Source organism: Cohnella zeiphila, assembly GCF_014212055.1.
GTDB classification, from domain to species: domain Bacteria; phylum Bacillota; class Bacilli; order Paenibacillales; family Paenibacillaceae; genus Cohnella; species Cohnella zeiphila.
Genome location: NZ_JACJVO010000010.1, coordinates 14859 through 38947, shown reverse-complemented (window position 1 = coordinate 38947; position 24089 = coordinate 14859). Strand labels below are relative to the sequence as shown.

23 protein-coding genes are annotated in these 24089 nt (G+C 57.5%); 18 read left to right on the top strand and 5 right to left on the bottom strand.

The genetic code is table 11. The features are described from left to right. Positions 1 to 59 precede the first annotated feature (59 nt). The 7 genes from purM to H7C18_RS09865 all read left to right on the top strand — a co-directional run bounded on the left by purM (position 60) and on the right by H7C18_RS09865 (position 8024). A complete protein-coding gene (gene purM, locus H7C18_RS09895) occupies positions 60 to 1103 on the top strand; it encodes a phosphoribosylformylglycinamidine cyclo-ligase (protein ID WP_185128893.1) in 1044 nt (347 codons plus the stop codon). Next, a complete protein-coding gene (gene purN, locus H7C18_RS09890) occupies positions 1103 to 1726 on the top strand; it encodes a phosphoribosylglycinamide formyltransferase (protein ID WP_185128892.1) in 624 nt (207 codons plus the stop codon). Before purM ends, purN begins: the two co-directional genes overlap by 1 nt. 43 nt (positions 1727 to 1769) lie before the next feature. Continuing rightward, positions 1770 to 2951 carry a phosphoribosylaminoimidazolecarboxamide formyltransferase gene (locus H7C18_RS09885; RefSeq protein WP_185128891.1) on the top strand — a complete coding sequence of 394 codons (1182 nt, stop codon included), beginning with the start codon at positions 1770 to 1772 and terminating at the stop codon, positions 2949 to 2951. A 16-nt stretch (positions 2952 to 2967) separates the two neighbouring features. Beyond that, positions 2968 to 3702, top strand: coding sequence for an IMP cyclohydrolase (locus H7C18_RS09880; RefSeq protein WP_185128890.1), 735 nt, complete (start codon positions 2968 to 2970; stop codon positions 3700 to 3702). 16 nt (positions 3703 to 3718) lie between these two features. Continuing rightward, positions 3719 to 4999 carry a phosphoribosylamine--glycine ligase gene (gene purD, locus H7C18_RS09875; RefSeq protein WP_185128889.1) on the top strand — a complete coding sequence of 427 codons (1281 nt, stop codon included), beginning with the start codon at positions 3719 to 3721 and terminating at the stop codon, positions 4997 to 4999. Positions 5000 to 5958: 959 nt separating this feature from the next. Then, entirely contained in the window at positions 5959 to 6780 is an 822-nt protein-coding gene (locus H7C18_RS09870) for an alpha/beta hydrolase (RefSeq protein WP_185128888.1), read from the top strand. 161 nt (positions 6781 to 6941) lie between these two features. Further along, positions 6942 to 8024: a DUF3048 domain-containing protein gene (locus H7C18_RS09865; protein WP_185128887.1), complete on the top strand. Its 1083-nt coding sequence runs from the start codon at positions 6942 to 6944 to the stop codon at positions 8022 to 8024. Positions 8025 to 8049: 25 nt separating this feature from the next. Here H7C18_RS09865 and H7C18_RS09860 read toward each other — a convergent pair whose 3' ends face one another. Continuing rightward, positions 8050 to 8655 carry a TetR/AcrR family transcriptional regulator gene (locus tag H7C18_RS09860; RefSeq protein WP_185128886.1) on the bottom strand — a complete coding sequence of 202 codons (606 nt, stop codon included), beginning with the start codon at positions 8653 to 8655 and terminating at the stop codon, positions 8050 to 8052. Positions 8656 to 8758: 103 nt separating this feature from the next. Between H7C18_RS09860 and H7C18_RS09855 the strand changes: the two genes are divergently transcribed. Beyond that, positions 8759 to 9496 carry an SDR family oxidoreductase gene (locus H7C18_RS09855; protein WP_185128885.1) on the top strand — a complete coding sequence of 246 codons (738 nt, stop codon included), beginning with the start codon at positions 8759 to 8761 and terminating at the stop codon, positions 9494 to 9496. A 6-nt stretch (positions 9497 to 9502) separates the two neighbouring features. Here H7C18_RS09855 and H7C18_RS09850 read toward each other — a convergent pair whose 3' ends face one another. Next, a complete protein-coding gene (locus H7C18_RS09850) occupies positions 9503 to 10351 on the bottom strand; it encodes an AraC family transcriptional regulator (RefSeq protein WP_238357607.1) in 849 nt (282 codons plus the stop codon). 154 nt (positions 10352 to 10505) lie between these two features. Here H7C18_RS09850 and melA point away from each other — a divergent pair, with 154 nt between their 5' ends. Next, entirely contained in the window at positions 10506 to 11807 is a 1302-nt protein-coding gene (gene melA, locus H7C18_RS09845; RefSeq protein WP_185128884.1) for an alpha-glucosidase/alpha-galactosidase, read from the top strand. Between the two features lie 76 nt (positions 11808 to 11883). Here melA and H7C18_RS09840 read toward each other — a convergent pair whose 3' ends face one another. Then, positions 11884 to 13392: a response regulator transcription factor gene (locus H7C18_RS09840; protein WP_185128883.1), complete on the bottom strand. Its 1509-nt coding sequence runs from the start codon at positions 13390 to 13392 to the stop codon at positions 11884 to 11886. Further along, positions 13389 to 15155: a cache domain-containing sensor histidine kinase gene (locus H7C18_RS09835; protein WP_185128882.1), complete on the bottom strand. Its 1767-nt coding sequence runs from the start codon at positions 15153 to 15155 to the stop codon at positions 13389 to 13391. Before H7C18_RS09835 ends, H7C18_RS09840 begins: the two co-directional genes overlap by 4 nt. A 133-nt stretch (positions 15156 to 15288) precedes the next feature. Here H7C18_RS09835 and H7C18_RS09830 point away from each other — a divergent pair, with 133 nt between their 5' ends. The 3 genes from H7C18_RS09830 to H7C18_RS09820 are packed head-to-tail and all read left to right on the top strand — an operon-like array spanning position 15289 to position 18789. After that, positions 15289 to 16197: an ABC transporter permease gene (locus tag H7C18_RS09830; RefSeq protein WP_185128881.1), complete on the top strand. Its 909-nt coding sequence runs from the start codon at positions 15289 to 15291 to the stop codon at positions 16195 to 16197. A gap of 12 nt (positions 16198 to 16209) precedes the next feature. After that, positions 16210 to 17082, top strand: a complete 873-nt coding sequence (locus H7C18_RS09825; RefSeq protein ID WP_185128880.1) for an ABC transporter permease subunit — start codon at positions 16210 to 16212, stop codon at positions 17080 to 17082. 30 nt (positions 17083 to 17112) lie between these two features. Continuing rightward, the gene (locus tag H7C18_RS09820; protein WP_185128879.1) at positions 17113 to 18789 is read left to right on the top strand and encodes an extracellular solute-binding protein; all 1677 of its coding nucleotides are present in this window, start codon (positions 17113 to 17115) and stop codon (positions 18787 to 18789) included. A gap of 70 nt (positions 18790 to 18859) precedes the next feature. Here H7C18_RS09820 and H7C18_RS09815 read toward each other — a convergent pair whose 3' ends face one another. Next, complete coding sequence (locus H7C18_RS09815) at positions 18860 to 19846, bottom strand: hypothetical protein (RefSeq protein WP_185128878.1); 987 nt, start codon at positions 19844 to 19846, stop codon at positions 18860 to 18862. A gap of 153 nt (positions 19847 to 19999) precedes the next feature. On the opposite strand from H7C18_RS09815, the gene H7C18_RS09810 reads away from it, so the two are divergent. From H7C18_RS09810 to H7C18_RS09785, 6 genes are all read left to right on the top strand, one after another. Further along, entirely contained in the window at positions 20000 to 20476 is a 477-nt protein-coding gene (locus H7C18_RS09810; RefSeq protein ID WP_238357606.1) for a MarR family winged helix-turn-helix transcriptional regulator, read from the top strand. Between the two features lie 150 nt (positions 20477 to 20626). Beyond that, positions 20627 to 21190 (top strand): TetR/AcrR family transcriptional regulator, encoded by a 564-nt coding sequence (locus H7C18_RS09805; protein ID WP_185128876.1) that lies wholly within the window; start codon positions 20627 to 20629, stop codon positions 21188 to 21190. A gap of 311 nt (positions 21191 to 21501) precedes the next feature. Next, positions 21502 to 22383 (top strand): oxidoreductase, encoded by an 882-nt coding sequence (locus H7C18_RS09800; protein WP_185128875.1) that lies wholly within the window; start codon positions 21502 to 21504, stop codon positions 22381 to 22383. A gap of 59 nt (positions 22384 to 22442) precedes the next feature. Next, positions 22443 to 22772 (top strand): antibiotic biosynthesis monooxygenase family protein, encoded by a 330-nt coding sequence (locus H7C18_RS09795; RefSeq protein WP_185128874.1) that lies wholly within the window; start codon positions 22443 to 22445, stop codon positions 22770 to 22772. A 244-nt stretch (positions 22773 to 23016) separates the two neighbouring features. After that, complete coding sequence (locus H7C18_RS09790; RefSeq protein WP_185128873.1) at positions 23017 to 23346, top strand: hypothetical protein; 330 nt, start codon at positions 23017 to 23019, stop codon at positions 23344 to 23346. After that, entirely contained in the window at positions 23340 to 24074 is a 735-nt protein-coding gene (locus H7C18_RS09785; RefSeq protein ID WP_185128872.1) for a hypothetical protein, read from the top strand. Before H7C18_RS09790 ends, H7C18_RS09785 begins: the two co-directional genes overlap by 7 nt. Positions 24075 to 24089 lie beyond the last annotated feature (15 nt).

Genomic DNA, 24089 nt, shown 5'->3' with positions numbered 1-24089 from the left:
CTGGCGTTACGACGAAAAAGGAAAGTAATCATTCACCGAATTTCTAAGGAGTGAACGAAGTGTCCGAAGCGTACAAACAGGCCGGCGTGGACATCGCCGCGGGCAACGAAGCGGTCGAACGGATGAAGAAGCACGTTCGCAAGACGTTTCGTCCGGAAGTGCTGACGGGGCTCGGCGGGTTCGGCGGGCTGTTCGGGCTGAACAAGGACAAGTACGAAGAGCCGGTGCTCGTCTCGGGGACGGACGGCGTCGGCACGAAGCTGAAGCTGGCGTTCATGCTGGACAAGCACGACACGATCGGCATCGACGCGGTCGCCATGTGCGTGAACGACGTCGTGGTGACGGGAGCCGAGCCGCTGTTTTTCCTCGATTACCTGGCCTGCGGCAAGCTGGTTCCCGAGAAGATCGAAGCGATCGTCAAAGGCGTAGCCGACGGCTGCGAGCAGGCGGGCTGCGCGCTGATCGGCGGCGAGACGGCGGAGATGCCGGGCATGTACCAGGACGGCGAGTACGACATCGCCGGCTTCACCGTCGGCATCGTGGACAAGCCGAAAGCGATCGACGGCTCGACCATCGCTCCGGGAGACGCGGTCATCGGGCTCGGCTCCAGCGGCGTCCACTCCAACGGCTACTCGCTCGTTCGGCGCCTCCTCATCGAGACCAAAGGGTACTCCTTCGCCGACAAGCTGCCGGAGCTTGAAGGACGGACGCTCGGCGACGTGCTGATCGAGCCGACCCGCATCTACGTCAAGTCGGTGCTGAAGCTGATCGAGAGCGTGACGGTCAAAGGCATGGCGCACATTACCGGAGGCGGCTTCATCGAGAACATTCCGCGCGTGCTGCCGGATGGCGTGAACGTCGACATCGAGCTCGGCTCGTGGCCGATCCAGCCGATCTTCAAGCTGATGCAGCGGGACGGCGCGATCAGCGACCGAGACATGTTCACGACGTTCAACATGGGCGTCGGCATGGTGCTCGTCGTGCCCGCCGACCAGGCGCAGCAAGCCGTCGAGCTTGCCAAGCAATGCGGCGAACGAGCCTACGTCATCGGAAAAGTCACCGAAGGCCGCAAGATCGTTACGTTCGGAGGGGCGGAGCTGTAATGGCGTCGTCCCGGCTGAAAATCGCGGTATTCGCTTCAGGCGGCGGGAGCAATTTTCAAGCGCTGGCCGAAGCGGTTCGGGCGACGAATATCCCCGCCGAGCTCGCGCTGCTCGTCTGCGACAAGCCCGCCGCGCGGGTCGTTCAGCGGGCGGAGTCGCTCGGCGTGCCGACGTTTCTTTTCAAGCCCAAGGACTATCCGTCCCGCGAAGCCTATGAGCAAGAGATTGTCCGCCGCCTGAACGACGAAGGCATCGAGCTGATCGTGCTGGCCGGCTATATGCGGCTGATCACGGACGTGATCGTGAAGCCTTATTACGGAAGGATGATCAACATCCATCCGGCGCTTCTGCCCGCTTTTCCTGGCGTGGGAGCGGTGCGGCAGGCGCTCGAATACGGCGTCAAGCTGACGGGCGTGACGGTTCACTTCGTGGACGGCGGGATGGATACCGGACCGATCGTCGCTCAGCGTGCAGTCGAAGTGCGCGAAGGCGATACGGAAGAGACGCTGGCGGAGCGAATTCATGCGGCGGAGCATGAGCTGCTGCCGCTTGCAGTGAGATGGATCGCGGAAGGCCGCGTGACGCTGACGGATCGGAAAGTGAACGTTCGTCCCGGCGAATAGCGCCGGGCGACGACCGATACAGGGAAGGGACGAGGATAAACCGATGAGCGAAAAGAACGAAATCGCGCTGCGATACGGCATGAACCCGCACCAGAAGGAAGCGAAGCTATTTTCCGAGGACGGCAAGCCGCTGCCGCTGACCGTCGTGAACGGCGATCCCGGCTTCATCAATCTGCTGGACGCCCTGAACGCGTTCCAGCTCGTGCGCGAGCTGCGCCAGGCGACCGGCCTGCCGGCTGCGGCGTCCTTCAAGCACGTAAGCCCGGCCGGCGCGGCGGTATCCGTGCCGTTTACGCCGGAATTGGCGAAAGCTTATTTCGTCGACGGCATGGAGCTTTCGCCGCTGGCAACCGCCTATGCGCGGGCCCGCGGAGCCGACCGCATGTCCTCCTTCGGCGACGCCGCCGCGCTGAGTGACGTCGTGGACGCGTCGACCGCGCTGCTGCTCAAGCGCGAGGTGTCCGACCTCGTCGTCGCGCCGGGCTACACGCCGGAAGCGCTCGACATCCTGAAGCAGAAGAAGGGCGGCAAGTACCTCATTCTGCAGATCGATCCGGAGTACGTCCCGGACCCGATCGAGACCCGCACGCTGTTCGGCTTGAAGCTGCAGCAGGAGCGCAACAACGCGGTGCCTGACGCTTCGGTATTCGACAAGATCGTAACGGAGAACAAGGAGCTGCCGGACAGCGCGAAGCGCGACCTGCTCGTGGCGCTCATCACGCTCAAATACACGCAATCCAACTCCATCTGCTACGCGCTGGACGGCCAGACGATCGGCATCGGCGCGGGCCAGCAGTCCCGCATTCACTGCACGCGCCTCGCCGGCGACAAGGCGGACCGCTGGTATCTCCGCCAGCATCCGGCCGCGCTGAACATGAAGTTCCGCGAAGGGCTGGCGCGGGCCGAGCAGAACAACGCCATCGACCTGTGGCTTGAGGACGAGGTCACGCCGGTCGAGCAGGCGGCTTGGGAGAGCTGCTTCGAGGAAGTGCCCGCGCGGCTGACGCGCGAGGAGAAACGCGAATGGCTGCACGGCCTTGCCGGCGTCTCGTACGGCTCCGACGCTTTCCTGCCGTTCCGCGACAACCTCGATCGCGCAAGCCGCAGCGGCGTGAAGTATGTGATCCAAGCCGGCAGCTCGCTGCGGGACGAAGAAGTGGTGCAAGCTGCGAACGATTACGGCATGGTGATGGTGTACTCCGGCGTGCGCCTGTTCCATCACTGAGGAAGGGGCGACGAACATGGCTGCGAATTGGCAGGAGCTGGCGGATCGTACCGTACAGACCTTGAAGGAGAACGCGTACCCGGGCCGCGGAATCGTCATCGGGCTGACGCCGGACGCGACGCGATACTTACAAGTGTATTGGATCATGGGCAGAAGCGAGAACAGCCGCAACCGGATTTTCGTGCCTGAGGAGAACGGATTCCTCCGGACGGAGGCGCGCGATCCCGCAAAGCTGTCCGATCCTTCGCTCATCATTTACTATCCGCTGCGGCATGAAGGCGGCGCCCATATCGTGACGAACGGCGACCAGACCGACACGATTTGGGAGGCGCTGAAGCAAGGAAGCACGTTCGAGCAGGCGCTCGCGACCCGTACCTATGAGCCGGATCCGCCGAACTTCACGCCGCGCATCTCGGGGCTCGTCGACTTGAACGACCGGCAGAACGCCTACAAGCTGTCCATCCTCAAGTCGAACGAGAACGACGAGTCGCAGACGAAGCGGCAATTTTTCCACTATGAAAAAGCGATCGCAGGCTACGGCCACTTCATCTCGACGTACGTGGGAGACGGCAATCCGCTTCCTTCGTTCGCGGGCGAGCCGCAGCTGGCGCCGCTGTTCGACGACGAGCAAGAGACGGCGCGGTTCTACTGGGATCTGCTGAATGAGGACAACAAGATTTCCTTGCTCGTCAAGACGATCCGTATCGGGGACGGAACCGCGTCTCTGACGGTCATCAACAAGGAAGTTTAAAGGGGGAGCTGGCAACGTGCGCATACTTGTCATCGGACGCGGCGGCCGGGAGCACGCGATCGTCTGGGCGCTGAAGCGAAGCGAGAAGGTCAAGCAGGTGTACTGCGCGCCGGGCAATGCGGGCATCGCGCAGCTCGCGGAGCTGGTCGACCTGGACGAATTCAAGTTCGACGAGCTCGTTCAGTTCGCGCTCGACAACGCGATCGACCTGGTCGTCGTCGGCCCGGACGATCCGCTGGCGGCGGGAATCGTCGACGCGTTCGCGGCGAAGCGGGTGCCGGTGTACGGTCCCCGCAAGAACGCGGCGGAGATCGAGGGCAGCAAGATTTTCATGAAAAACCTGCTCAAAAAGTACGACATCCCGACCGCCAAATACGAGACGTTCACGGATTATGAGTCGGCGCTTGCGTATCTGAATTCGCAGCCGGTGCCGATCGTCGTCAAGGCGGACGGCCTGGCCGCGGGCAAGGGCGTCACGGTATGCTTCACGCGCGAGGAAGCGGAGAAGGCGCTCGCGGACACGATGGTGGGCAAGGCGTTCGGCGCGGCCGGAGAAAAGGTTGTCATCGAGGAGTTCCTCGAAGGACAGGAAATGTCGATTCTGGCGTTCGTCGACGGCGAGACGGTGCGTCCGATGCCGGCGGCGCAGGATCACAAGCCGATTTTCGACGGCGACAAAGGGCCGAATACCGGCGGCATGGGCACGTATTCGCCGCTGCCGCACATTCCCCAGTCGATCATCGACGACGCGATCGAGAACATCGTCAAGCCGACGGCCCGCGCGATGGTGGCCGAAGGCCGGCCGTTCCGCGGCGTTCTCTTCGCCGGACTCATGATTACCAAAGACGGACCGAAGACGATCGAATTCAACGCCCGTTTCGGAGACCCGGAGACTCAGGTCGTACTGCCGCGCTTGCAGACCGACCTCGTCGACATCTTCCTCGCGTCCCTCAACGGACGCTTGAACGAGATCGACATCTCTTGGAGCGACGAAGCGGCGGTATGCGTCATTCTGGCTTCGGAAGGCTATCCGGGCTCGTATCCGAAGGGGATTCCGATCGAAGGGCTGGAGGACGCGGGAGACGCGCTCGTTTTTCATGCCGGTACGGCGGAAAAAGACGGCCGGATCGTGACGAACGGCGGGCGGGTGCTCGGCGTCGTCGGGCTCGGCGCGGACATCGCGGCGGCGCGGGACAAGGCCTATGCCGCGGCCGACAAGATCCGCTTCCAGGGCAAGCAAAATCGCACGGACATCGCAGCGAAGGCGCTGGCGCCGCAGGCGCCGTGTCGCGGCTAAAGAGCAACGCAATGTAATGCAAAGCGTCGCAACGACAACGCAATGCAACTACAAGCAATGATACGCAATAAAACCGCCGCAAGGCTCCCCGGACGGAATGGGACGGGAGCTTTGCCGGCGGTTTTTTTGTCGGGCTTGGAAGTGCGGAAGCGAGCGTTCACGCTAACGAAACTCAGAGACGCTATACCGGCAAAATCAAGGTTGGGCCAAACGTAACGAAACGAGTAGACCTTATCTGGGCCGATGAGGGCTGGTTGCCGGAGAAAATGGGCGAATAAGCGTCCTCCGTTTCGTTAGAGCGCAAACCGGCTTTGTTTTCGCTGAATAAGATCGTGAGGTTTCGTTAGCGATGGGGACTCGAACGAGCCCGGATGCTGCTAGACTCGACGTGCCGGAAAACCCCGGGCCGCTGCTCGCCGTGCCGGAAACGGCACTCGATGCCGTAAAACCCGCGAACTGATCGAAGCCGATAGCGGCCTCGATGCCGCAAAACCCGCGAGCTGGAATCTCGCCGGAGCCGATAGCGGCACGCGTTGCCGTAAACTCGTGGGACGGAATCCCCTGGTACGGCTTCGGTTTCCGCGTTCGGAGCCGTCACTCTTTCCAGAACAGGTTCTGGCGGTTGGCGATCACGTAGCCGACAGCCAGCAGCGTCCCGATGATCAGTATCGTGGTCAACACGTGATGGGATAGCCAATGGACGAATGCAGCCAAGCGGGTTCACCTCCGGGCAGAATGATCGAACGGTCGAAACGCGTGCACGACGGCGGCCGAACCGAAGCGGACCGCGCGCTTGGCGTGGATGAATCGTTGCCGCTATGGGTAGGATACCCATGTTCTCGATATTCTATCGGCCATTCTCGGGAGAGGGGGGCGAAATCCGTTGACAGGGCGGCGCGCGGATGATAGGATTAATTCATATTAATTCAATCGGAATTAACGAAAATGGAGGGCCGGCCATGATCCATTCGCTTACGATTCGCCACGACAACCTGTCGCTTGCCGCGACGATTCACTACCCGGAGGGCACGGCGGCCCGGTGCGACCGCAAATGGCCGCTGGTCATCATCGCCCACGGCTTCGTCGGCAACCGCATCGGCGTCGACCGGCTGTTCGTGCTGGCGGCCCGGGAACTGGCCTCCAAAGGCCATCTCGTCATCCGCTTCGACTTCGCGGGCTGCGGGGACAGCGAAGGCGTCTACGGCGAGCACGGGCTCGACTCGATGATCGCGCAGACGCGCTCCGTCATCGACTACGGCTTGGCGCTGGATCTGGTCGACCCGCTGCGCGTGACGCTGCTCGGCCACAGCCTTGGCGGAGCGGTTGCCCTGCTGACCGCCGTCCGCGACCGCCGCGTCAAATCGCTCGCGCTTTGGTCGCCGGTCGCCTATCCTTTTAACGATATCGTCCGCATCGTCGGCCGGTCCGTTTACGATACGGCCGTCACCAAAGGGACCGCCGACTATCTGGGCTACTCGCTGACGCCCGACTTCTTCGACTCGCTACTCCGCCATCAGCCGTTCCAGGAAACGCAGAAGTTCTCGGGCGACGTGCTGCTCGTGCACGGAACGGGGGACGAGACGATTCCCGTCGACTACACGTTCCTGCTGGAGAAAACGTTCTGGATGCGCGGCGAAGGACGCTGCGACAAAGTCGTGCTGTTCCAGGCGGATCATACGTATTCGAGCGGCGAGCACAAGAAGGAGCTGCTACAGGCAACGGCCGACTGGCTGACGGGGTATGAGCAGCGCCAGCAGGAGTGGCATCACTGGAGCATCTGAACCGGGGAGTATCGGAGAATCAATCGTCGTTTTGCCGTCCGCTGCGGGCGGCTTTTTCGCGTCCGGGAACGCTCTGCCCGAGACAAGCGGTTCCCGGATATGTTTTAATAGGAGGAGCACATCCTAACAGGGAAAAAATGCCGACGGAGGATTTGGAGACCATGCCCACGATTCCGGCCCGCATGAGGCGAACCGCCGCCGCGCTCGCGCTGGCGTCCGCCCTGACGGCCTTGGCCGGCTGCGGCGGCAGCGGCGGGAACGAGCCGGCGACGGCCGACCCCGTGACGTCCGTGCCGAGCTTGCCCGCATCGCCTTCGGCCAGCGCGTCCGCGACGCCGACCGCATCCTTCCTTGCGCCGCTGACCGGCTTGCCGGTGGAGGAGAGCGTCACGCAGCGTCCGCTTGCCATTATGATCAACAACTTCAGCGAAGCCCGGCCCCAATCGGGCCTGACCCATGCCGACACCGTCTGGGAGGTGCTGGCCGAGGGCGGCATTACGCGATTGGTCGCGATTTTCCAGAGCCGGAACTTTGCCGATCCGGTCGGCCCGATCCGCAGCATCCGCCCCTATCTGATCGACATCGGGGAGACGTACGGCGGCATTCTGGTGCACGCGGGAGCGAGCAACGACGCGCTCGCGCTGCTGCAGCACTCGGGCAAGGCCGACATGGACGAGATCAACAACGCCGGCGCTTACTTCTACCGGGACAAATCCCGCAAAGCGCCGCACAATCTATACTCCACGCTGGACAAGCTCCGCGAAGGGGCGCAGAAGCGCAAGTTCGACGAGACGGCTCCCGAACCGTCGCTGTACTTCGATGCGCAGCCCCATCTGGATTCCGAGCCGGCGGCGACGAGCGTCGAAGCGAAGTTCGAGCTGTCCAGCTACAAAGTGTCGTATGCGTACGACGCTTCCAAGGGACTGTACTTGAGATCGGTCAACGGCGAGCCTCACATCGACAAGAACAACAACGAGCAGCTGACCGCCGCCAATCTCGTGTTCATCTCCGCGAAGCATAAAATCTACGACGACTACGGCCGTCTGGACATTGACCTGTACAGCGGCGGGGACGCGCTGCTGTTCCAGCAGGGCCATGTCATCGCCTGCACGTGGCAGCGCAAGAAGGGCGACATCGTTCGTCTGATGAAGGACGGCAAAGAACTGCCGTTCGTGCCGGGCGTGACGTATTACCACGTCATTCCGAGCTCGCACCCGCTCGCCGCGCAAGTCACTTACCAATAGCGTTTTTCTGGAACGCCCGCCGGCCTCAATCGGCGGGCGTTCGCGCGCCGAGAAGCAGAAGGTCGACGATCCGGCTCGCGAACGCGTCGTCCAGCTCGGCGTGGCGGTTCAGCAGCCGATACCAGATCGGGCCGTAACACAGATCGGCCAGCCACTCGAGATCGGCGTTCGTCGGAATTTCCCCTCGTTCGGCGCCGCGGCGCAGCAGGGAGGCGAGCGCCTCGCGGCGAACATAGATGAACTTCTGCCGGAAGGTATCCGCGAATTCCGCATCGAACTGGGTCTCCGCCATAAGCCGGGCCACGATCTCCCCGGTCGGGCCCGCCAGGATCCGGCAGGTTTCCGTAACGTACGAGATCAGATCGTTCCGCAGCGAGCCGGTGTCCGGAAGTCCGATGCCGTCGTCGGCCTTCCTCAGAAGCGCTTCGATAACGATGGACGGGGCGTTGGGCCACCACCGGTACAAAGTCGGCTTGCCGACGCCCGCCTCCTTGGCGATGGCTTCCATCGTCAGCCGGCGATAGCCTTGCGTCTCAAGCAGCGCGTCGACGGCCTTCATGACGGCTTCCCACGCTTCCTGACTGCGGGGCCGTCCGGGGCCGCCGGATGTGCCGGTGCTTTTTGCGACCATATGGAAAGTCTCCTTTTTTTAAAATTGATTATTTACATTACGTTACGTAAAGTATTATAATCGATTCAGGAAAAGAAATCCACCCTTGAGGAGGCGCATACTTATGTTCGAATCGATTCGCGGTCAACGCGTCATTATCGTGGGAGGCACGTCCGGCATGGGGCTGGCCGCCGCGCGCATGCTGCTCGAAGCCGGAGCGTCCGTCGTCGTCGCGGGGCGCGACGGGAAGAAGCTCGATGAAGCGCTCGCGACGCTCGGAGCCGGCGCCGAGGGAGAGACGCTGGACGCTTCGTCGCCGGAAGCGGTGCAAGCTTTCTTCGAGCGGCAGGGAAGCTTCGATCATTTGGTTCTGTCCCTCTCCGGAGCGAAGGGGGCGGGCGGCTTCCGCGACCTGCCCCTGGACGATCTGAGAGGCGGCTTCGAAGCGAAGTTCTGGCCGCAGCTTCTTTGCGCGCAAGCCAGCCTGAAGACGCTGAATCCGGCCGGCTCCCTCACGTTCATCACCGCGATCTCCGCCCGCCGGGCCGCTCCCGGTCTCTCCGGTCTCGCGGCCATCAACGCCGCGCTCGAAGCGATGGTGCCGAATCTGGCGCTGGAATTGGCTCCGCTCCGGGTCAATGCCGTCTCGCCGGGCATCGTTAACACCGCCTGGTGGAATTGGATGCCCGAAGAGCAGCGCGCGGCCGCTTTCCGGCAGTACGCCGGCCAAATCCCGGTCGGCCGGGTCGGCGAGCCGGAGGATCTGGCCCAGTCGATCTGCTATCTGATCGGCAATTCGTTCGTCACGGGGACGGTGCTGGAGGTCGACGGCGGCCAGCGCTTACGCTCCGAAGGATTGTAAGAAGGATCAAGTCCGGCCGAGCCCTTGCCGGTACTCCGTCGGCGTGCAGCCGACCCACTTCCTGAACGACTTGGAGAAGTAGAGCGGATCGGCATAGCCGACAGACAGCGCGACCTCCTCGATTCGCAGCGGCTCCAAGAGCAGCGTCTTGGCCCGCTCCATCCTCAGCTGCTGCAGATAGCGGATCGGCGACATCCCCATCTCGGCGTGAAAAAGCTTGGTCAGGTGCGTCCGGTGATACCCGAGCTCCCGCGCCATCCGCGCGATCGTGACGGGGCCGGCAGCCTGCGCCTGCAGCCAGCGGGCGGCGCGGTCGGCCTCGGCCGCCGCGACGCTCTTGGCCGTGGCGGCGGTGGGCGGCCCCGCGGGCCGGTTCGCCCCGGCCCAGGCCGAGAAGGCGAGCCGCAGCCAGCCTTCCGCTTCCCAGTCCGCGGTCCACTCTTTCTCGCGGAAGCAGCGCTCCACGGCGGTCATCGCCCGGAGCGCCGTTTCGTGTCCGCCCTTCACGATCGGCCGCTCCGCGTCGATTCCCGCCGCAGCGAGCCAGCGGTCCGCCTCCGCGCCGCGGAAGGCGATCCACCGGTATCGCCACGGATCCTTCCCGTCGGCCTGATACGTATAAAGCTCCCCAGGCAAGATGACGAAGCTGTCTCCCGGCCCCAGGTCGTAATGCCGCTCCCGGCAGCGGAACCAGCCCGTTCCCTCGATGACGGTATGGATCAGCACGTAATCCACCTTCTGCGGCCCCATGCGGTGCTCCGGCACGGTCTGCGACTGTCCGGCGAACAGGATGCTGAGCGCCGCGCCGGGACGGGGCGACGGATGGACCATCGTAACGGTGAACGATTCGCGCAAGGGGGTTCCTCCTCTCCAACTCTTCGCAGATATCCGCAGATGACTACAAAATTCCATATAACGAACAAATTCATCCATGTGTCCGCAAACGCTTTTATTCTATTATAGGACGCATAAAGTCTTTATTCTAGCGGATAATCAGGAGGATCTTGCGATGTCTAAAATTACGTTCCTTGGCGCGGGAAGCACCGTCTTCGCCAAAAATGTCCTGGGTGACGTCATGCTGACGCCGGCGCTTCAAGAGTTCGAGCTGGCGCTGTTCGATATCGACCCGGTACGGCTCAAAGATTCCGAGGACATGCTGAACAACCTGAAGCGGACCTCGGGCAGCACATGCCGCGTGGTGGCCTACACCGACCGCAAGGAGGCGCTGCGCGGCGCCAAGTACGTCGTGAACGCCATCCAGGTGGGCGGGTACGATCCCTGCACCATCACCGACTTCGAAGTGCCGAAGAAGTACGGCCTGCGCCAGACGATCGCGGATACGCTCGGGATCGGCGGCATTTTCCGCAACCTGCGCACGATTCCGGTCATGCTGGACTTCGCCCGCGACATCCGCGAGGTGTGTCCGGACGCGTGGTTCCTGAACTACACGAACCCGATGGCCGTGCTGACGAACGTCATGAACACCTACGGCGGCGTAAAAACGGTCGGCCTGTGCCACAGCGTCCAGGTGTGCGTGCACGACCTGTTCAAGGCGATCGACATGGACGAGACGGGCGTTCAGTCGAAGATCGCCGGCATCAACCACATGGCGTGGCTGCTCGAAGTGACGAAGGACGGCGTCGACCTGTATCCGGAGATCAAGCGGCGCGCGGCCGAGAAGCAGAAGGAGAAGCACCCGGACATGGTGCGCTTCGAGATGATGCTGCGGTTCGGCTATTATATCACCGAGTCTTCCGAGCACAACGCCGAGTACCATCCGTACTTCATCAAGAAGAACTATCCGGAGCTGATCGAGCGGTTCAACATTCCGCTGGACGAATATCCGCGCCGCTGCGTCAACCAGATCAACCGGTGGGCGGAGATGCGGGAGAGCATGGTGAACAACGTCAACCTGACGCACGAGCGGTCGCACGAGTACGCTTCGTATATTTTCGAAGCGATGGAGACGAACAAGCCGTTCAAGATCGGCGGCAACGTGATGAACACCGGAGGGCTGATCGCGAACCTGCCCCGCGAAGCGTGCGTCGAGGTTCCGTGTCTCGTCGACCGGTCCGGCGTGACGCCGACGTACGTCGGCAACCTGCCGCCGCAGCTCGCCGCGCTGAACCGCACGAACATCAATACGCAGCTGCTCACGATCGAAGCGGCGATGACCGGCAAGAAGGAGCACATCTACCATGCCGCGCTGCTCGACCCGCACACGGCCGCCGAGCTGTCGATCGACGACATCGTCTCGCTGTGCGACGATCTGATCGAGGCGCACGGAGACTGGCTGCCGGAGTTTAAATAAGATTGGCCCGACAAACCGAAAGGGGGCTGTCCGAAAAGGTCGTAAGCGACCTAGGGGCAGCTCCTTTTTTTGTCCCTCAACGATGCTGCCGGAATTCGCTTGGCGAGACGTGAAAGTGCTTTTTGAACACGCTGGAGAAATAGGTGGAATCGTCGAATCCGACGGTCTGGCAGATCTCCGAGATCTTCATGTCCGTATTGCGCAGCAGCACCTGCGCCTTCTGCAGCTTCAGCTTGGTAACGTAGCCGGTGAAGGTCTCGCCGGTCTCTTTCTTGAACAACGTACTCAAGTAGCTGGGGTTCAGATGGATATTTTCGGCGACTTGCTTGATGGACAATTCGCTGTCAAGGTAATGTTCTTCGATATAATCGATCGCTTGCTGAATGCTGTTCATATAAGGGGTGGCTCGCTGCTTCCACCGGTCCAGACGGGTCTCGAAATTCTGGCAGGCCGCTCTGAACCAATTCCTTAGCTCCGCGCTCCCCGGAAGTTGATCCACGATTGGCAGCAGCGACTCCGCCGGATTGCTCTGACGGGCGAATAACCCCAATACCTCCGAGATCTGATTCAACGCAAGGGCGTGGTTGATCACAAGCATTTTGCCGTCAGTCAATGGAAGAGAGGCAGCTTGTCCGCCAACCTTCTCGAAGTAGTCGCGCAAGGCTTGAAGATCGCCGGAGATAATGAGCGACATGACTTCGTTTTTTACCGCTTCAACCGCTTGGCGCTTATTTGTTCCGTCCTCGGCATGTGGCGTTTTTACCGTTCGCATTCGCTGCTCATTATAATCGTTATAGGCCGACACCAGCCGATCGATCTCCGTGCTTGGTCCAAGCAGTACGCTCTCGATGTCGATGCCTAAGTACTCGCGTACCGCAAGCTCCGCATGCTCTCTCCAGCAGGCTTCCCCAAGCGCGGAGGATACCGACAAGATGAACTGGTCTTCCTTCAGAATAAGCAGCTTGGCATCCGCATCCTCGCTTACCGCCAGCTCCTGAATCATGTTGTAGATTCCGTATTGCAGCACGTACAGGTCGTCCGCACCATAGTTCTTGCCCTCCGGAAAATAATCCGTCATCGTAACGAGCCATAGCCGGCTGCCTTCAAACAGGCGGAGAAAATGGGACTTCAGCTCCTGATTCATCTGATACTTGAGCAAGATCGAGCGGAGCAGATGCTCCCTGGCGGTCTGCCGCTCCTTGCGCTTCGTCCTCAGTCTCTTGAAGGCGCTGTCGAGTATGCTTGAAATATCCTCGTCCGAGCAAGGCTTTAATAAGAAATCCGTCGCTCCGTACCGAATAGCCGCCTGTGCGTATTGGAAGTCCTGAAAGCCGGTGATGATAACGAACAGCGTATCCAGACCATGCGCGTGTATGCGCTCCGCGAGCTCAATCCCGTTCATCGCCGGCATGTGAATATCCATCAGAATGAGGTCGGGCTTCAGCTCAAGAGTCCTCTGCCAGCCTTCTTCTCCGGTCTCGGCTTCTCCGATGACGGTCCAGTTTCTTGAGCTCTGATTGATGAAAACTTTCAGTCCCTCACGGAAATTCGGCTGGTCCTCTACCAATAATACGGTGCCCTTCATGCGGATTCTTCCTTTCGGATCGGTAGAATAAAGCTGACGGTTGTTCCGGCACCCGGTCTGCTTTCGAAATGCAAGCCATAGGGAGCTCCATGCACGAGTTGGATTCTTCTCTCCGCGCTGTGAATGCCCAGATGATTCCCCTGAATGTCGCGCTCGTTGGCCTCCAATTTGCGCAGCATATTCGGCTCGATTCCCTTGCCGTTATCCGTGACATCCACCCTCAGATGATCCTGCTCCCGAGAAACGCGAATCCGCAGCAGCTTCTTGTCCGCTTTTGTTTTATCGGCAAAGGCATGGACAAAAACATTCTCGACCGCCGGCTGCAGCAGCAGCCTTTGCATTTCCATGCACAGCAAATGCTCGTCCGTTTGCATATCCAACTCCAAGTCCGGATGGAACAGCTCCATCTGAATGTTAATGTAGCTTCGGAGCTGCTCGAGCTCCTCCCGCAGCGTACTCGGCTGCTCTATGGGTTTCAGGGAATACTGCAGGATTTTCGAGAGAGACCGGATGATGCCGGCCGTCTCCTTGGCATTCTGGAGATACAGCTTCCAATAGATTTCGTTCAATATATTGTACAGAAAGTGCGGATTCAACTGTGCCTGTATCGCCCTGAGCTCCGCTTCCTTCTCCCGCAGCTGCTTCAGCAGCACCTCGTCAATCAGCTTCTGAATATGATCGGCCATATCGTTAAACGACTCTCCGAGAAAAGCGAGTTCATCCTTGGAGCGCACTTCGACGCGGGCATGCATCTGACCCGAGCGAAGCCGCCGCATTCCGGACACCAGATTCCCCAGAGGACGAAGCAGCCTGGCGCTGATGATCGTCAGCAGGAGACTGGTCAGCAGAATACTGAACAGGCCGGATATCGCGATCGTTTTGAAAATATCGGCATTTCGTTTGTCGAGCGCATTCAGTCCTAAGCCGCTGACAAGCTTGAAGATGCCGGAATCGGAAATATTTTTGACGAACAGATAGTTGCCTTGATCGGGAACTTGAACGACGGACGACTGTTCTCCCGCGTCGTGCTGCAGCGGAATCGTCTCCGGCTTCGGTTCGGCGGCATCCTCTTGGCTTCGTTGGCTAAATAAGAGACGGTCCTTCCGGTCAAGCAAATAGACGATGCTGCCGTTCTGGCCGATATCGTCGATCACCTCGGAGAAAAAGCCTTCATCGAGCACCAGCACAAGCGTGCCGTACGTTTCCTGGAAGGTGCTCTTCATTTGACGGGCGGCGATGATCATATACCGGTAGCCGCTTGGATCGGCCGAGCTTGCTAGCTTTAAGCGGAACCAGGTCAACGCCCCGTTGGTCCCCTCAAGCTCTTGATTAATGATGCTGCGTGCAGACGGATCCAGCATGGAGATAGCCCCGAAATTCGCATTGTAATAGCTTTCGCCGCGCAGATTGTAGATGAACATCGCCCGGATATGCGGCGTATCCAGACTCGTTTGCGAGACCATGTCATACATAAGCTGCAGCTGCTCGACTTTATCTTCGGTTTTCAAGGAATTCGTTAAGATGGAAACGACGGTCGGGTGGAAAACGATGGACTGCGAGATTCGTTCCACCTCGCGAATATTCTGGTTGATCCGCTGAAGAGCCTGCTTGTTATTTTGCAGAAATTGGCTGCGGATTTCCTCTCGAAACAGCTTCTGATTGGACCGGTACACCATGATTCCGGTAATCGAGGAAGTGAGGATGACGACGAGCGACAGGCTGAGGATCAGCTTGACGGCAACGCTACGGGTATGAAACGGCATGTCAAAGTAAGCCTCCTTACAAGATCTAATTTAAGCTAAAATTCCCCCAATTAAATTTAAAGAAGTACCCTATGCAAACGGATACACTAGTTACAGATCAAAAGCAAACCGTAACTGGAAAAGGGGGAATAGCTTGAAATCAGCATCTAAGAAAGCTTTGTTCAAGAAAAATGTGCCTCTTCTGTTGATGTTTGCTCCGGTTCTTGCATATTACTTGATTTTTAGATACTTGCCAATAGGCGGGCTTGTCATCGCCTTTGAGAACTACAACTTCTTTGATGGCGTATTCCATAGCCCTTGGGTAGGTTTTAAAAACTTTGATATGCTGTTCAGCAATGACAAAACGATCCGAATCATCTGGAATACGCTGTGGCTCAGCGTGCTGAACCTGGCGGTCGGCTTCCCGATCCCCATCATTCTGGCCCTTATGATTAACAGCGTGAGAAAGCCGGGGTATAAAAGGTTTGTTCAGACGGTTGTGTATCTGCCGCATTTCTTCTCCTGGGTTATCGTGGGCGGCATGGTGGTGACCTTGTTCTCCATGGAATCCAGTTTCCTGAACCACTGGATCGAATCGAAGTACGGCGAGCCGTATCCATTCTTGTACAAAACCTTCTCCTGGGTAACGATCTTCGTAGGTTCCGGGGTTTGGAAGGAGATGGGCTTCGGCACCATTATTTATCTGGCCGCTCTAACGACGATTTCACCGGCCCTTTATGAAGCGGCTTCGATGGATGGGGCAAGCAAGCGGAAACAGACCTGGCATGTTACTTTGCCCGGGATTAGAGGCACGATCATCCTGGTGCTGATCCTCTCCATGGGACGAGTCTTAGAGGTTGGTTTCGATCAAATCTATAACCTTCGCAATGCCATGGTATCGAATATCTCGGAGGTCATCAGCACTTATATCTACACGTTAGGCATTCAGGGGGGGCAATTCAGCATCACGACCGCTCTGGGCCTGTTCGAATCGGTTGTCGCCTTTATCTTTATTCTGAGCGCGAATCGGATGGCCAAGAAGTTCGACAACAACTTGTTCTGAGGTGAAGCGACGGTGAGAGAATCCTCCGGGGATAGAATAACAAGAATTGGGATTTCGTTTCTCCTGCTGCTCATTTCCATCTCGTGTCTGGCGCCGGTAATCAACATTCTGTCGGTTTCCTTCAGCGGCAAGCAGGCCGTGGAGACGGGCAAAGTGCTGCTTTGGCCCGTCGATGCCACTCTGCAGAGCTACTCCGCCTTATTTGAAGGAACGCGGGTGCTCGCGTCGCTGTGGAACGGGGTTGTGATGACGGTTGGCGGAGTTATCATTTCGATGGTTTTTACCATTTGTGCGGCTTATCCGCTGTCAAAAGGTTATTTTTACGGCAGAAGAACTTTTACGCTGCTGCTGCTCTTCACGATGGTTTTTACGGGCGGCTTGATTCCGACTTATCTGGTTGTGAAGAGTCTGGGGCTGATCGACTCGTATTGGGCGATTTGGCTGCCGGGAGCGGTCAGCACGTATAATATGCTCATTATGCGTTCCTACTTTGAGAGCATGGAGCCGGAGATCGAAGAGGCGGCGCGGATCGACGGCTGCAAAGAATGGACCTTGCTGTTCCGGATCATTCTTCCTTTGTCCATGCCGGTTATGGCAACGTTAATCTTGTTCTATGGCGTAGGCTATTGGAACAGCTTCATGAATGTACTGATTTATATCAATTCGACTGAAAAATATACGATCACGGTATTGATTCAGCAAATGATCGCGAGCCAGTCTCTCTTGACCGAAGCGCTCGTCAACGATTCCCAGGCGATGCTGTTAGTGCCAGAGGGCATCCGATCGGCCGGTATTATCGTTCTGATCCTGCCGATGGTTCTGATCTACCCGTTCCTACAGAAATATTTCGTAAAAGGCGTCATGCTGGGGTCTGTGAAAGGGTAAGTTTACAATCGACGATGGAGGATTGCGTACATGAAGATGTCCAAGAGAAACGTCATGTTAGCCGGTGCGTCTGTAGCCTTGATCGGAATGCTGGCTGCCTGCAGCCATAGCGACCATGCGGAGAATAGCGGGCCGTCCGGCGACAGCGGAAGCGGCAAGAAACCGACGATCAGCGCAACGATCTACGACCGCGGATTAATTGCGGCATCCGAAGGGACGATGGAGAACAACCGCTGGACCAAATGGATTAACGAGAACGGTCCGACGAACGTGAAGTTTACGGCGGTTCCGCGTACAGAGTCGAAGCAAAAGCTGAATACGCTATTTGCCTCCGGCAGCGCGCCCGATCTGATCTTCGAGTTTGATCCGAACATCAAGAACCCTCTGTACGAGCAGAAACAGCTGATGCCTCTCGACGATATGATCAACCAGTACAGCACGACTTACAAGAAAGTGCTGGATGAAAATCCGATTCTGAAGCAGGTGGCTACCAAGTCGGACGGCAAGATGTACGAGTTCGGAAAAATAAATGAGGCGATTCCTCAGAACATTGCCGTCATCCGCCAGGATTGGCTGGATAAGTTGAAATTGACGGCTCCGAAGACAACCGAAGAGCTTTATCAGGTGGCGAAGGCATTCGCCGAGCAGGATCCGGATGGCAATGGGCAAAAGGATACATATGGCCTTAACGTAGGTCCGGGGCTGCTGGATATATTCGGCGGGGGTGGCTCCTATAACATCGAGAACGGCCAGTTGGTCCGGACATGGGACGGCTACAAGTTCTACATTGATTTTCTCAAACGTTTATACGATGAAGGCGTTATCGATAAGGATTATATTACAGACAACAACGGTGCCAAGGCTCGTCAAGATTTCCTCAACGGCAAGACGGGAATCTACTTTGTGCAGGCGAGCTCCTATAGTCTGTGGAACCGTCTGTGGGTCACGGATTACGCTACGCTGAAGACAAACGCGCCGGGAGCGGATCTCGAAATGATGCCCTATCCGAAATCCCCCAACGGTCAATTCATCAACTGGATCAACAATCCGGTTCAACTGACGGCGGTGGTGAACCGCAATGCCAAAGATCCGAAGGCGGTTATGGAATATATCGACTTCCTGTCTAAACCCGAAACCGGAAGAACGCTGACGAACGGTCTGGAAGGCGTGCATTGGCAAGAAGGACAGAGCGGGTGTCCGAATACGATCGATCAGGAGAAAAACAAAACGGAGCTTGGTTACGTGGGACAGGACTACGATATGATTTTCTCTGTCACCAGCGGCGGCAAATGCTCGTTCATTGCAAGCAGCTTTAATCCCGATAAGCCGGATGAGAAGCTCGCGAAGGACAAATTTAAAGAGAGCATGAATATCTTTTACAGCATGATCGATCAAGGAGCCAAGTGGCCCGGTCTGACGCACTCCGAGCACATGCCGACCGTTCCGCAAGACTTGCTGGTCGATTCCCAGAACGGATCCACCGAAATTGGCAATCTGGTTACGAAGGCGATTGTAGGCGGCGCAAGCTATACGCCGGATAAAGCCATAAGCGAAATCCAAGCCCTCTGGACCAAATACAACGGCGCGAAGATCGATGCGTTCTATCAGGAATGGTACACCGCGAACAAAGATACGGCGCTGATGCCGGAAGACATTTTCCAGATCGTGAAGGAGCAGAAGGCGACACAGGATGAGATCTTGAAATAGGAGCGGGAACAACCCCCGGGGAGCGTGAGCTCTCCGGGGGTTGTTTGTTTCGTTCGCGTTCGCCTATCGTTTACCGCCCCAATTCCCGAATCAAGCGCTTAAAGACTTCAAAAGCGGGCTTCGGCGTGTAGTCGTCCCGCAGAATGCCGTACTGATGGAAGAGATCCTGCTTGCCGCTATCCGCATCCCGAAGGCCGAACAGCTCGTAGTGGCTGATATGGAGCTCTTCTCGCAGACCGAATACGGCGCGGATCACCGCTTCCAGGACGCTCGCCTGCCGTTCGTACGATCTCTCCCATAGGGTAAAAGGGTTCTGTCCGGTAGGCCACCCGTTCTCCGTCACCCGGATCGGAACGGAAGCGGAAATTCCGGCCGCGGTTAGATGATCTTCCCTCAGCTGCCGAAGAGTCCTTTCCACGGCCGCGGGAATTTCGTTCAAGTCAAGCGGCTCCTCCTCGAATACGTCCACGTAGAAATTATGGCCGACGAAGTCGACCGAATCCGCGAACGTCTTGCCGCCTTCTTCGGCCAGGCCTTCCCAGAAGCCCGGAACCGACACGGGGCTTTCCGGCACGGAGCCGAATCCGATCGGAACCTGAAGTCCGAGGGAGGACATCTCTTGTTTGGCCGCGATCACCCCTGCGATCAGGGCTTGGCGCGCGTAAGGCTTTGCGCCTTCCATGAACGACAAGTTCGGCTCGTTCGTAATCTGCAGGGAGGATAGATGGGAACCGTACGTTCGGACGACTTGGCGAACGAACGCAAGCCAAGCCTCCATTCCAATATCCGCCTCTCCCATCTGGTGCCAGCCAATCGTCAGATCCCCGAGCAAACCGCCGTGAAGGAGCCGGTCGGCGAACTTGAACAAGCCGGGCTCCGAATCGGGCTTCGTAAACACCAGATAGTTCCGCGGAGATAACGCGCGCGAGTCGCCCCGGAGCTCCCGAAGAGCGTCCGCGATCTTGGCGTAGTCGTCTTCCGGACCGACGGCCAAGCCGGTCGGGGTGCCGGCCGGGCTCAGCGGGTAAATCCCGAATGTGAGAAGCGAAGAAGTCATCCGTGTCTCCTCCCGAATGCTTTTTTCTGCGAACGGCGCTGCATGAAGGAACGATAGATAGTAAGATAATAATGTTCATGATATCAAAATGATAAATATTTGTTTACTTTATGTCAAATAAATCGAATGAATAATAAAGGGATGTTGACTAATTTGAAAGATCAAACCCAGAAAATCGCCGAAAACTTTATTCGCTTCCTTCCGCTGGTCTATAACCGTATGGACAAGACGGCTCTGAAAAACAATCCGGAGGCCGGCCAGACGAGCCTGACTCATCTTCAGCAGCATATTCTGGAGGAACTGGCCCAGACGGAGGCGGGCATCTCCGTTACGCGTCTGGCGAACAGCATCCGGATCTCCAAGCAGCAGCTGACTCCCCTTATCATGAAGCTTGAGGAAGCTGGGTATGTAAGCAAAAATCCGGACCCGATCGACAGGCGGGCGGTATTGCTCTTGCTGACCGACAAGGGGAAAGACATCGTGACTCGGCATTGGGGAGAGTTCTACCGCGCGTTCACCGGCCGAATCGCCGCCCTTTCCGAAGAGGATCTGAACGATCTGGACTACGCGATCGATAAGATCGTCCGCATCTTCGAGCGGATGGAACGCGGGGACGGGGCTCGCCGATAACCGGCTCGAATCCGATCCCCGATTCTGACGGGACTTATATCCTCATCCGAAAAGGACAAGGATATTTACGTAGCCAGGCCGTCAAAAAGGCGGAGATTCTTGACTTCTGCCTTCGGCCCGTACTAATGTTAGTCTCGAGAGGTGGAGTAGATGAGCAAGAAACAAGATATAATGGCTGCCACGCTCGACTTGATTCATGAAGAGGGGCTCCAATCGGTTACCTTCTCCAAATTGTTTAAAAGGGCAAACGTAGGGTCCGGCACGATCTATAACTATTTTGCCAATAAAGAAGAACTGGTGAATGCCGTCTATAAAGAGGCGCGGCTGCACATGGGGGAATACCTGATGCAGGGTTACGATCCCGAAGCCAGCCTTTACGAGCGCTTCAAGTGCCTTCAGTTGAACAGGCTGAGGTTTGGGATTGATTTTCCCAAAGAGTTCCTGTTCATCGACAGCTTCTCCTATTCTCCGTATATTTCGCCCGAGCTGCGGAACATGGACGATCCCCGCCATTCCGTTGAAGTTGTTCTTTCCTTGATTGTCGAAGGGCAGAAGCACGGGGTCATTAAAGAGATGGATTCTCATTTCTGCCATCAGCTCATTCACGGCATTATTTCATCTGTTTTGAAAGGCTATTATGTAGAGAAGTATCCTTTAAATGAAATTCAGATTCAGCAGATGCTGGAGGCGTCCTGGAAAGCCATCCTCGTGTAAAGAACAATCCCTTTGGAAGTTCGCGGAAACGGCGACCCGTCAGAAGACACTTTGAAAAGTGGTTCTCTGGCGGGTCGATTTTATTTGAGAATTGGAATATTTATTCTAATCATCATGAATTGTTTATTCCTATCTGGAGTAAACGTTCTAACAAATCGGCGTGAATATGCGTTTAAATATAAAAAATGGTATAGTGAGTGATATGAATTTGGAATGTATATTCCGATTTTTCTTGACGAAGTGACGTAGAGGGTCTATACTGACATTGGAATGAATGTTCCAAACTTATTTTTGAGGAGGCGCATAGGAAGATGTCGAAGGTTTGGCTGATTACAGGAAGCTCCCGAGGTTTCGGCCGCAGTCTTGCGGAAGCGGTACTGGCGAGTGGCGATCAACTCGTCGCAACGGCTCGCAAAACCGAACAGATAGCCGATCTTGCGGATCGCTACGGGAGCCGGGTTCATATCGTACAGCTGGACGTCAATCGTTACGACCAGGCCGAAGCAGCCATCAAGGCCGCTTTCGATACGTTCGGACGATTGGATGTCCTTGTGAATAACGCAGGCTACGGCAACATCTCCTCCATTGAAGAGACGCCGATGGAAGACTTCCGCGCTCAATTGGAGACGAACCTCTGGGGCGTCATTAACGTAACGAAAGCCGCATTGCCGCTGCTCAGAGAACAGGGACACGGCCACATCCTGCAATTTTCTTCGATCGGCGGCCGAACCGGCGCACCGGGTCTTGGAGCGTATCAAACGGCGAAATGGGCGGTGGAGGGATTTTCCGAGGTGCTGTCCAAAGAAGTGGTCCCGCTGGGCTTGAAGGTTACATTGATCGAACCGGGCGGCTTCCGTACCGATTGGGCGGGCTCCTCCATGCAGCACATCGAGCCTCGCGACGAGTATAAAGAAACGGTCGGAAGTCTGTTAAAGTATGCGCGCGATACAACCGGCAAGGAGAACGGCGATCCGGATAAAGCGGCTCAAGCGATCCTGAAGATCGTGAATGAGGAAAACCCGCCGCTTCGCTTGCTGCTCGGAAGCGATGCCGTCGCGATCGCGAACGCGGTGGACACCGGCAAGTTGGCCGAGACGAAGCTTTGGGAGGCGCTGAGCGTCTCGACCGACTTTGAATCCAGAGAATTGGACTCGGCCGTATCGCGCATGTTCGATGAGATGGAGCATGCATGAAAGGATGACTCGCTGCCAAGGCTAAGCAAGCAGACGGAGTCCATTAAGGAGTTATTCAGATGACGGATATTTCCGCGAGCCATCGCGTTGTTACTCTGATCAATGTATTTACGGTCGCTCCCGAAAATCAGGAACGTCTGATCGAGTTGCTTACTCAAGCGACGGAAGTCTCTGTCCGATACGCTCCCGGATTCGTCTCGTGCAGTCTCCATCGAAGCATGGATGGGACCAAAGTGACCATGTATGCCCAATGGAGAAGCGCGGAAGATTACGAAGCGATGCGGAAGGACCCCAGGCCTCTTCCCTTTCTGCAGGAAGCCTTGACCATCGCCAAGTTCGAACCCGGCATGTACGAGGTCGTCCAAACCTTCGAACCGGCCGTTGAATAAAGGGATTGCCTTTATGTCATCCGCATCTTCTTCCGACCTTGCCACCTTCACCTTCACCGTCCTTCGCGAAGGCGATAAAGCCAGTCAGGACTCCCGGTCTTTGTTCCGGCTGGACGTTTTACGTTCGTACATGCTATTCTTTTGGGTGAGATGACAAATTCGGTCCTGAAGCGCAGGCCGCTCGACTCCGGTACGATCCGGACGGGCGGCTTTTTTGCTTGGACGGAGGAGGCGCGATCTGCAGATGAACGATCGGACAAGAACGCTCAAGCGGTCAAGCGGCGACAAAGAAACGACCTACCCGGACCCATCGGCAAAGTCCAAGCCGGACGCGGCTTTCGAACTGGCTTATTCGCAGATGATGGAGAACGCGCTGGCGATGAGCCGAGGCGAACGGAAGCGCAGATTATTAGAGAAGCACGGCCATGCGGAGAAAATGCTGGCGGCCCGCGTGCTGTGGCCGGCTCTCGGCAGTTTGGAGGGGCTGCATCCCGAATTCGAGATCCAGGATTTGCGTTCGGGCAACCGTTCGCCGATTACGTTTATCAGCCTTCGCATCGGCTTGGGGTGGTGATCGAAGCGGACGGCTTCGGTCCCCACTGGCGCGATATCAGCCGCTGGCAGTTCGACGGCGACCTGGAGCGGCAGAATTTGCTGCTGATCGCCGGCTGGAAGATGCTCCGCTTCTCCTATGACGGGATTATGGAGAAGCCGCTGCGCTGCCAACAAACTTTGCTTTTGTCTTTGGCCAAGTGGGGACAGCTGGCGGTCGAAGCCGGAAGAAAGACTCCGCTCAACGTGTATGAACGGGCGATCCTTCACTTCGCCTTGTCGTTTGAGGGGGAGAAGATGACTCCTTCCGAAGTTGCAAGAGAATTGGGGATCAGCAGTCCAACGGCCATCACTTACATGCAGGCATTAGCCGAAAAGGTACTTGCTTCCCGATCCTTCACCAACTGGCAGAAGAATGGGATATGTCCTGGCTTTTCCCCGCACAAGGGGATGAGTGAAGAAAGTAACCAGATTACTCACAATGGCGGGGAAACGTCGAGATGGGCGAAAGAGAGTAACCAGATTACTCACATTGGCGGGGAAACGTCGAGATGGGCAGAAGAGAGCAAGCAGATTACTCACATTGGCGGGGAAACGTCGAGATGGGCGAAAGAGAGTAACCAGATTACTCACATTGGCGATGAAACGTCGGGATACGCGAAAGAGAGTAACCGGATTACTCACATTGGCGATGAAACGTCGGTAGCAGCGAAAAGTGGCCTGGGAGTAGCACTCCCAGGCCCCACATAATCAGCACCATCCAAT

Bases quoted from the DNA above. Each gene is read 5' to 3' on its own strand.
- H7C18_RS09865 (WP_185128887.1), top strand. From the start codon at position 6,942: ATGCCCACGATTCCGGCCCGCATGAGGCGAACCGCCGCCGCGCTCGCG.
- H7C18_RS09835 (WP_185128882.1), bottom strand. From the start codon at position 15,155: ATGCCGTTTCATACCCGTAGCGTTGCCGTCAAGCTGATCCTCAGCCTG.
- H7C18_RS09885 (WP_185128891.1), top strand. From the start codon at position 1,770: ATGAGCGAAAAGAACGAAATCGCGCTGCGATACGGCATGAACCCGCAC.
- H7C18_RS09870 (WP_185128888.1), top strand. From the start codon at position 5,959: ATGATCCATTCGCTTACGATTCGCCACGACAACCTGTCGCTTGCCGCG.
- H7C18_RS09860 (WP_185128886.1), bottom strand. From the start codon at position 8,655: ATGGTCGCAAAAAGCACCGGCACATCCGGCGGCCCCGGACGGCCCCGC.
- H7C18_RS09815 (WP_185128878.1), bottom strand. From the start codon at position 19,846: ATGACTTCTTCGCTTCTCACATTCGGGATTTACCCGCTGAGCCCGGCC.
- H7C18_RS09795 (WP_185128874.1), top strand. From the start codon at position 22,443: ATGACGGATATTTCCGCGAGCCATCGCGTTGTTACTCTGATCAATGTA.
- melA (WP_185128884.1), top strand. From the start codon at position 10,506: ATGTCTAAAATTACGTTCCTTGGCGCGGGAAGCACCGTCTTCGCCAAA.
- purN (WP_185128892.1), top strand. From the start codon at position 1,103: ATGGCGTCGTCCCGGCTGAAAATCGCGGTATTCGCTTCAGGCGGCGGG.
- H7C18_RS09790 (WP_185128873.1), top strand. From the start codon at position 23,017: ATGAACGATCGGACAAGAACGCTCAAGCGGTCAAGCGGCGACAAAGAA.
- H7C18_RS09800 (WP_185128875.1), top strand. From the start codon at position 21,502: ATGTCGAAGGTTTGGCTGATTACAGGAAGCTCCCGAGGTTTCGGCCGC.
- H7C18_RS09820 (WP_185128879.1), top strand. From the start codon at position 17,113: ATGAAGATGTCCAAGAGAAACGTCATGTTAGCCGGTGCGTCTGTAGCC.
- H7C18_RS09880 (WP_185128890.1), top strand. From the start codon at position 2,968: ATGGCTGCGAATTGGCAGGAGCTGGCGGATCGTACCGTACAGACCTTG.
- H7C18_RS09840 (WP_185128883.1), bottom strand. From the start codon at position 13,392: ATGAAGGGCACCGTATTATTGGTAGAGGACCAGCCGAATTTCCGTGAG.
- H7C18_RS09805 (WP_185128876.1), top strand. From the start codon at position 20,627: ATGAGCAAGAAACAAGATATAATGGCTGCCACGCTCGACTTGATTCAT.
- H7C18_RS09855 (WP_185128885.1), top strand. From the start codon at position 8,759: ATGTTCGAATCGATTCGCGGTCAACGCGTCATTATCGTGGGAGGCACG.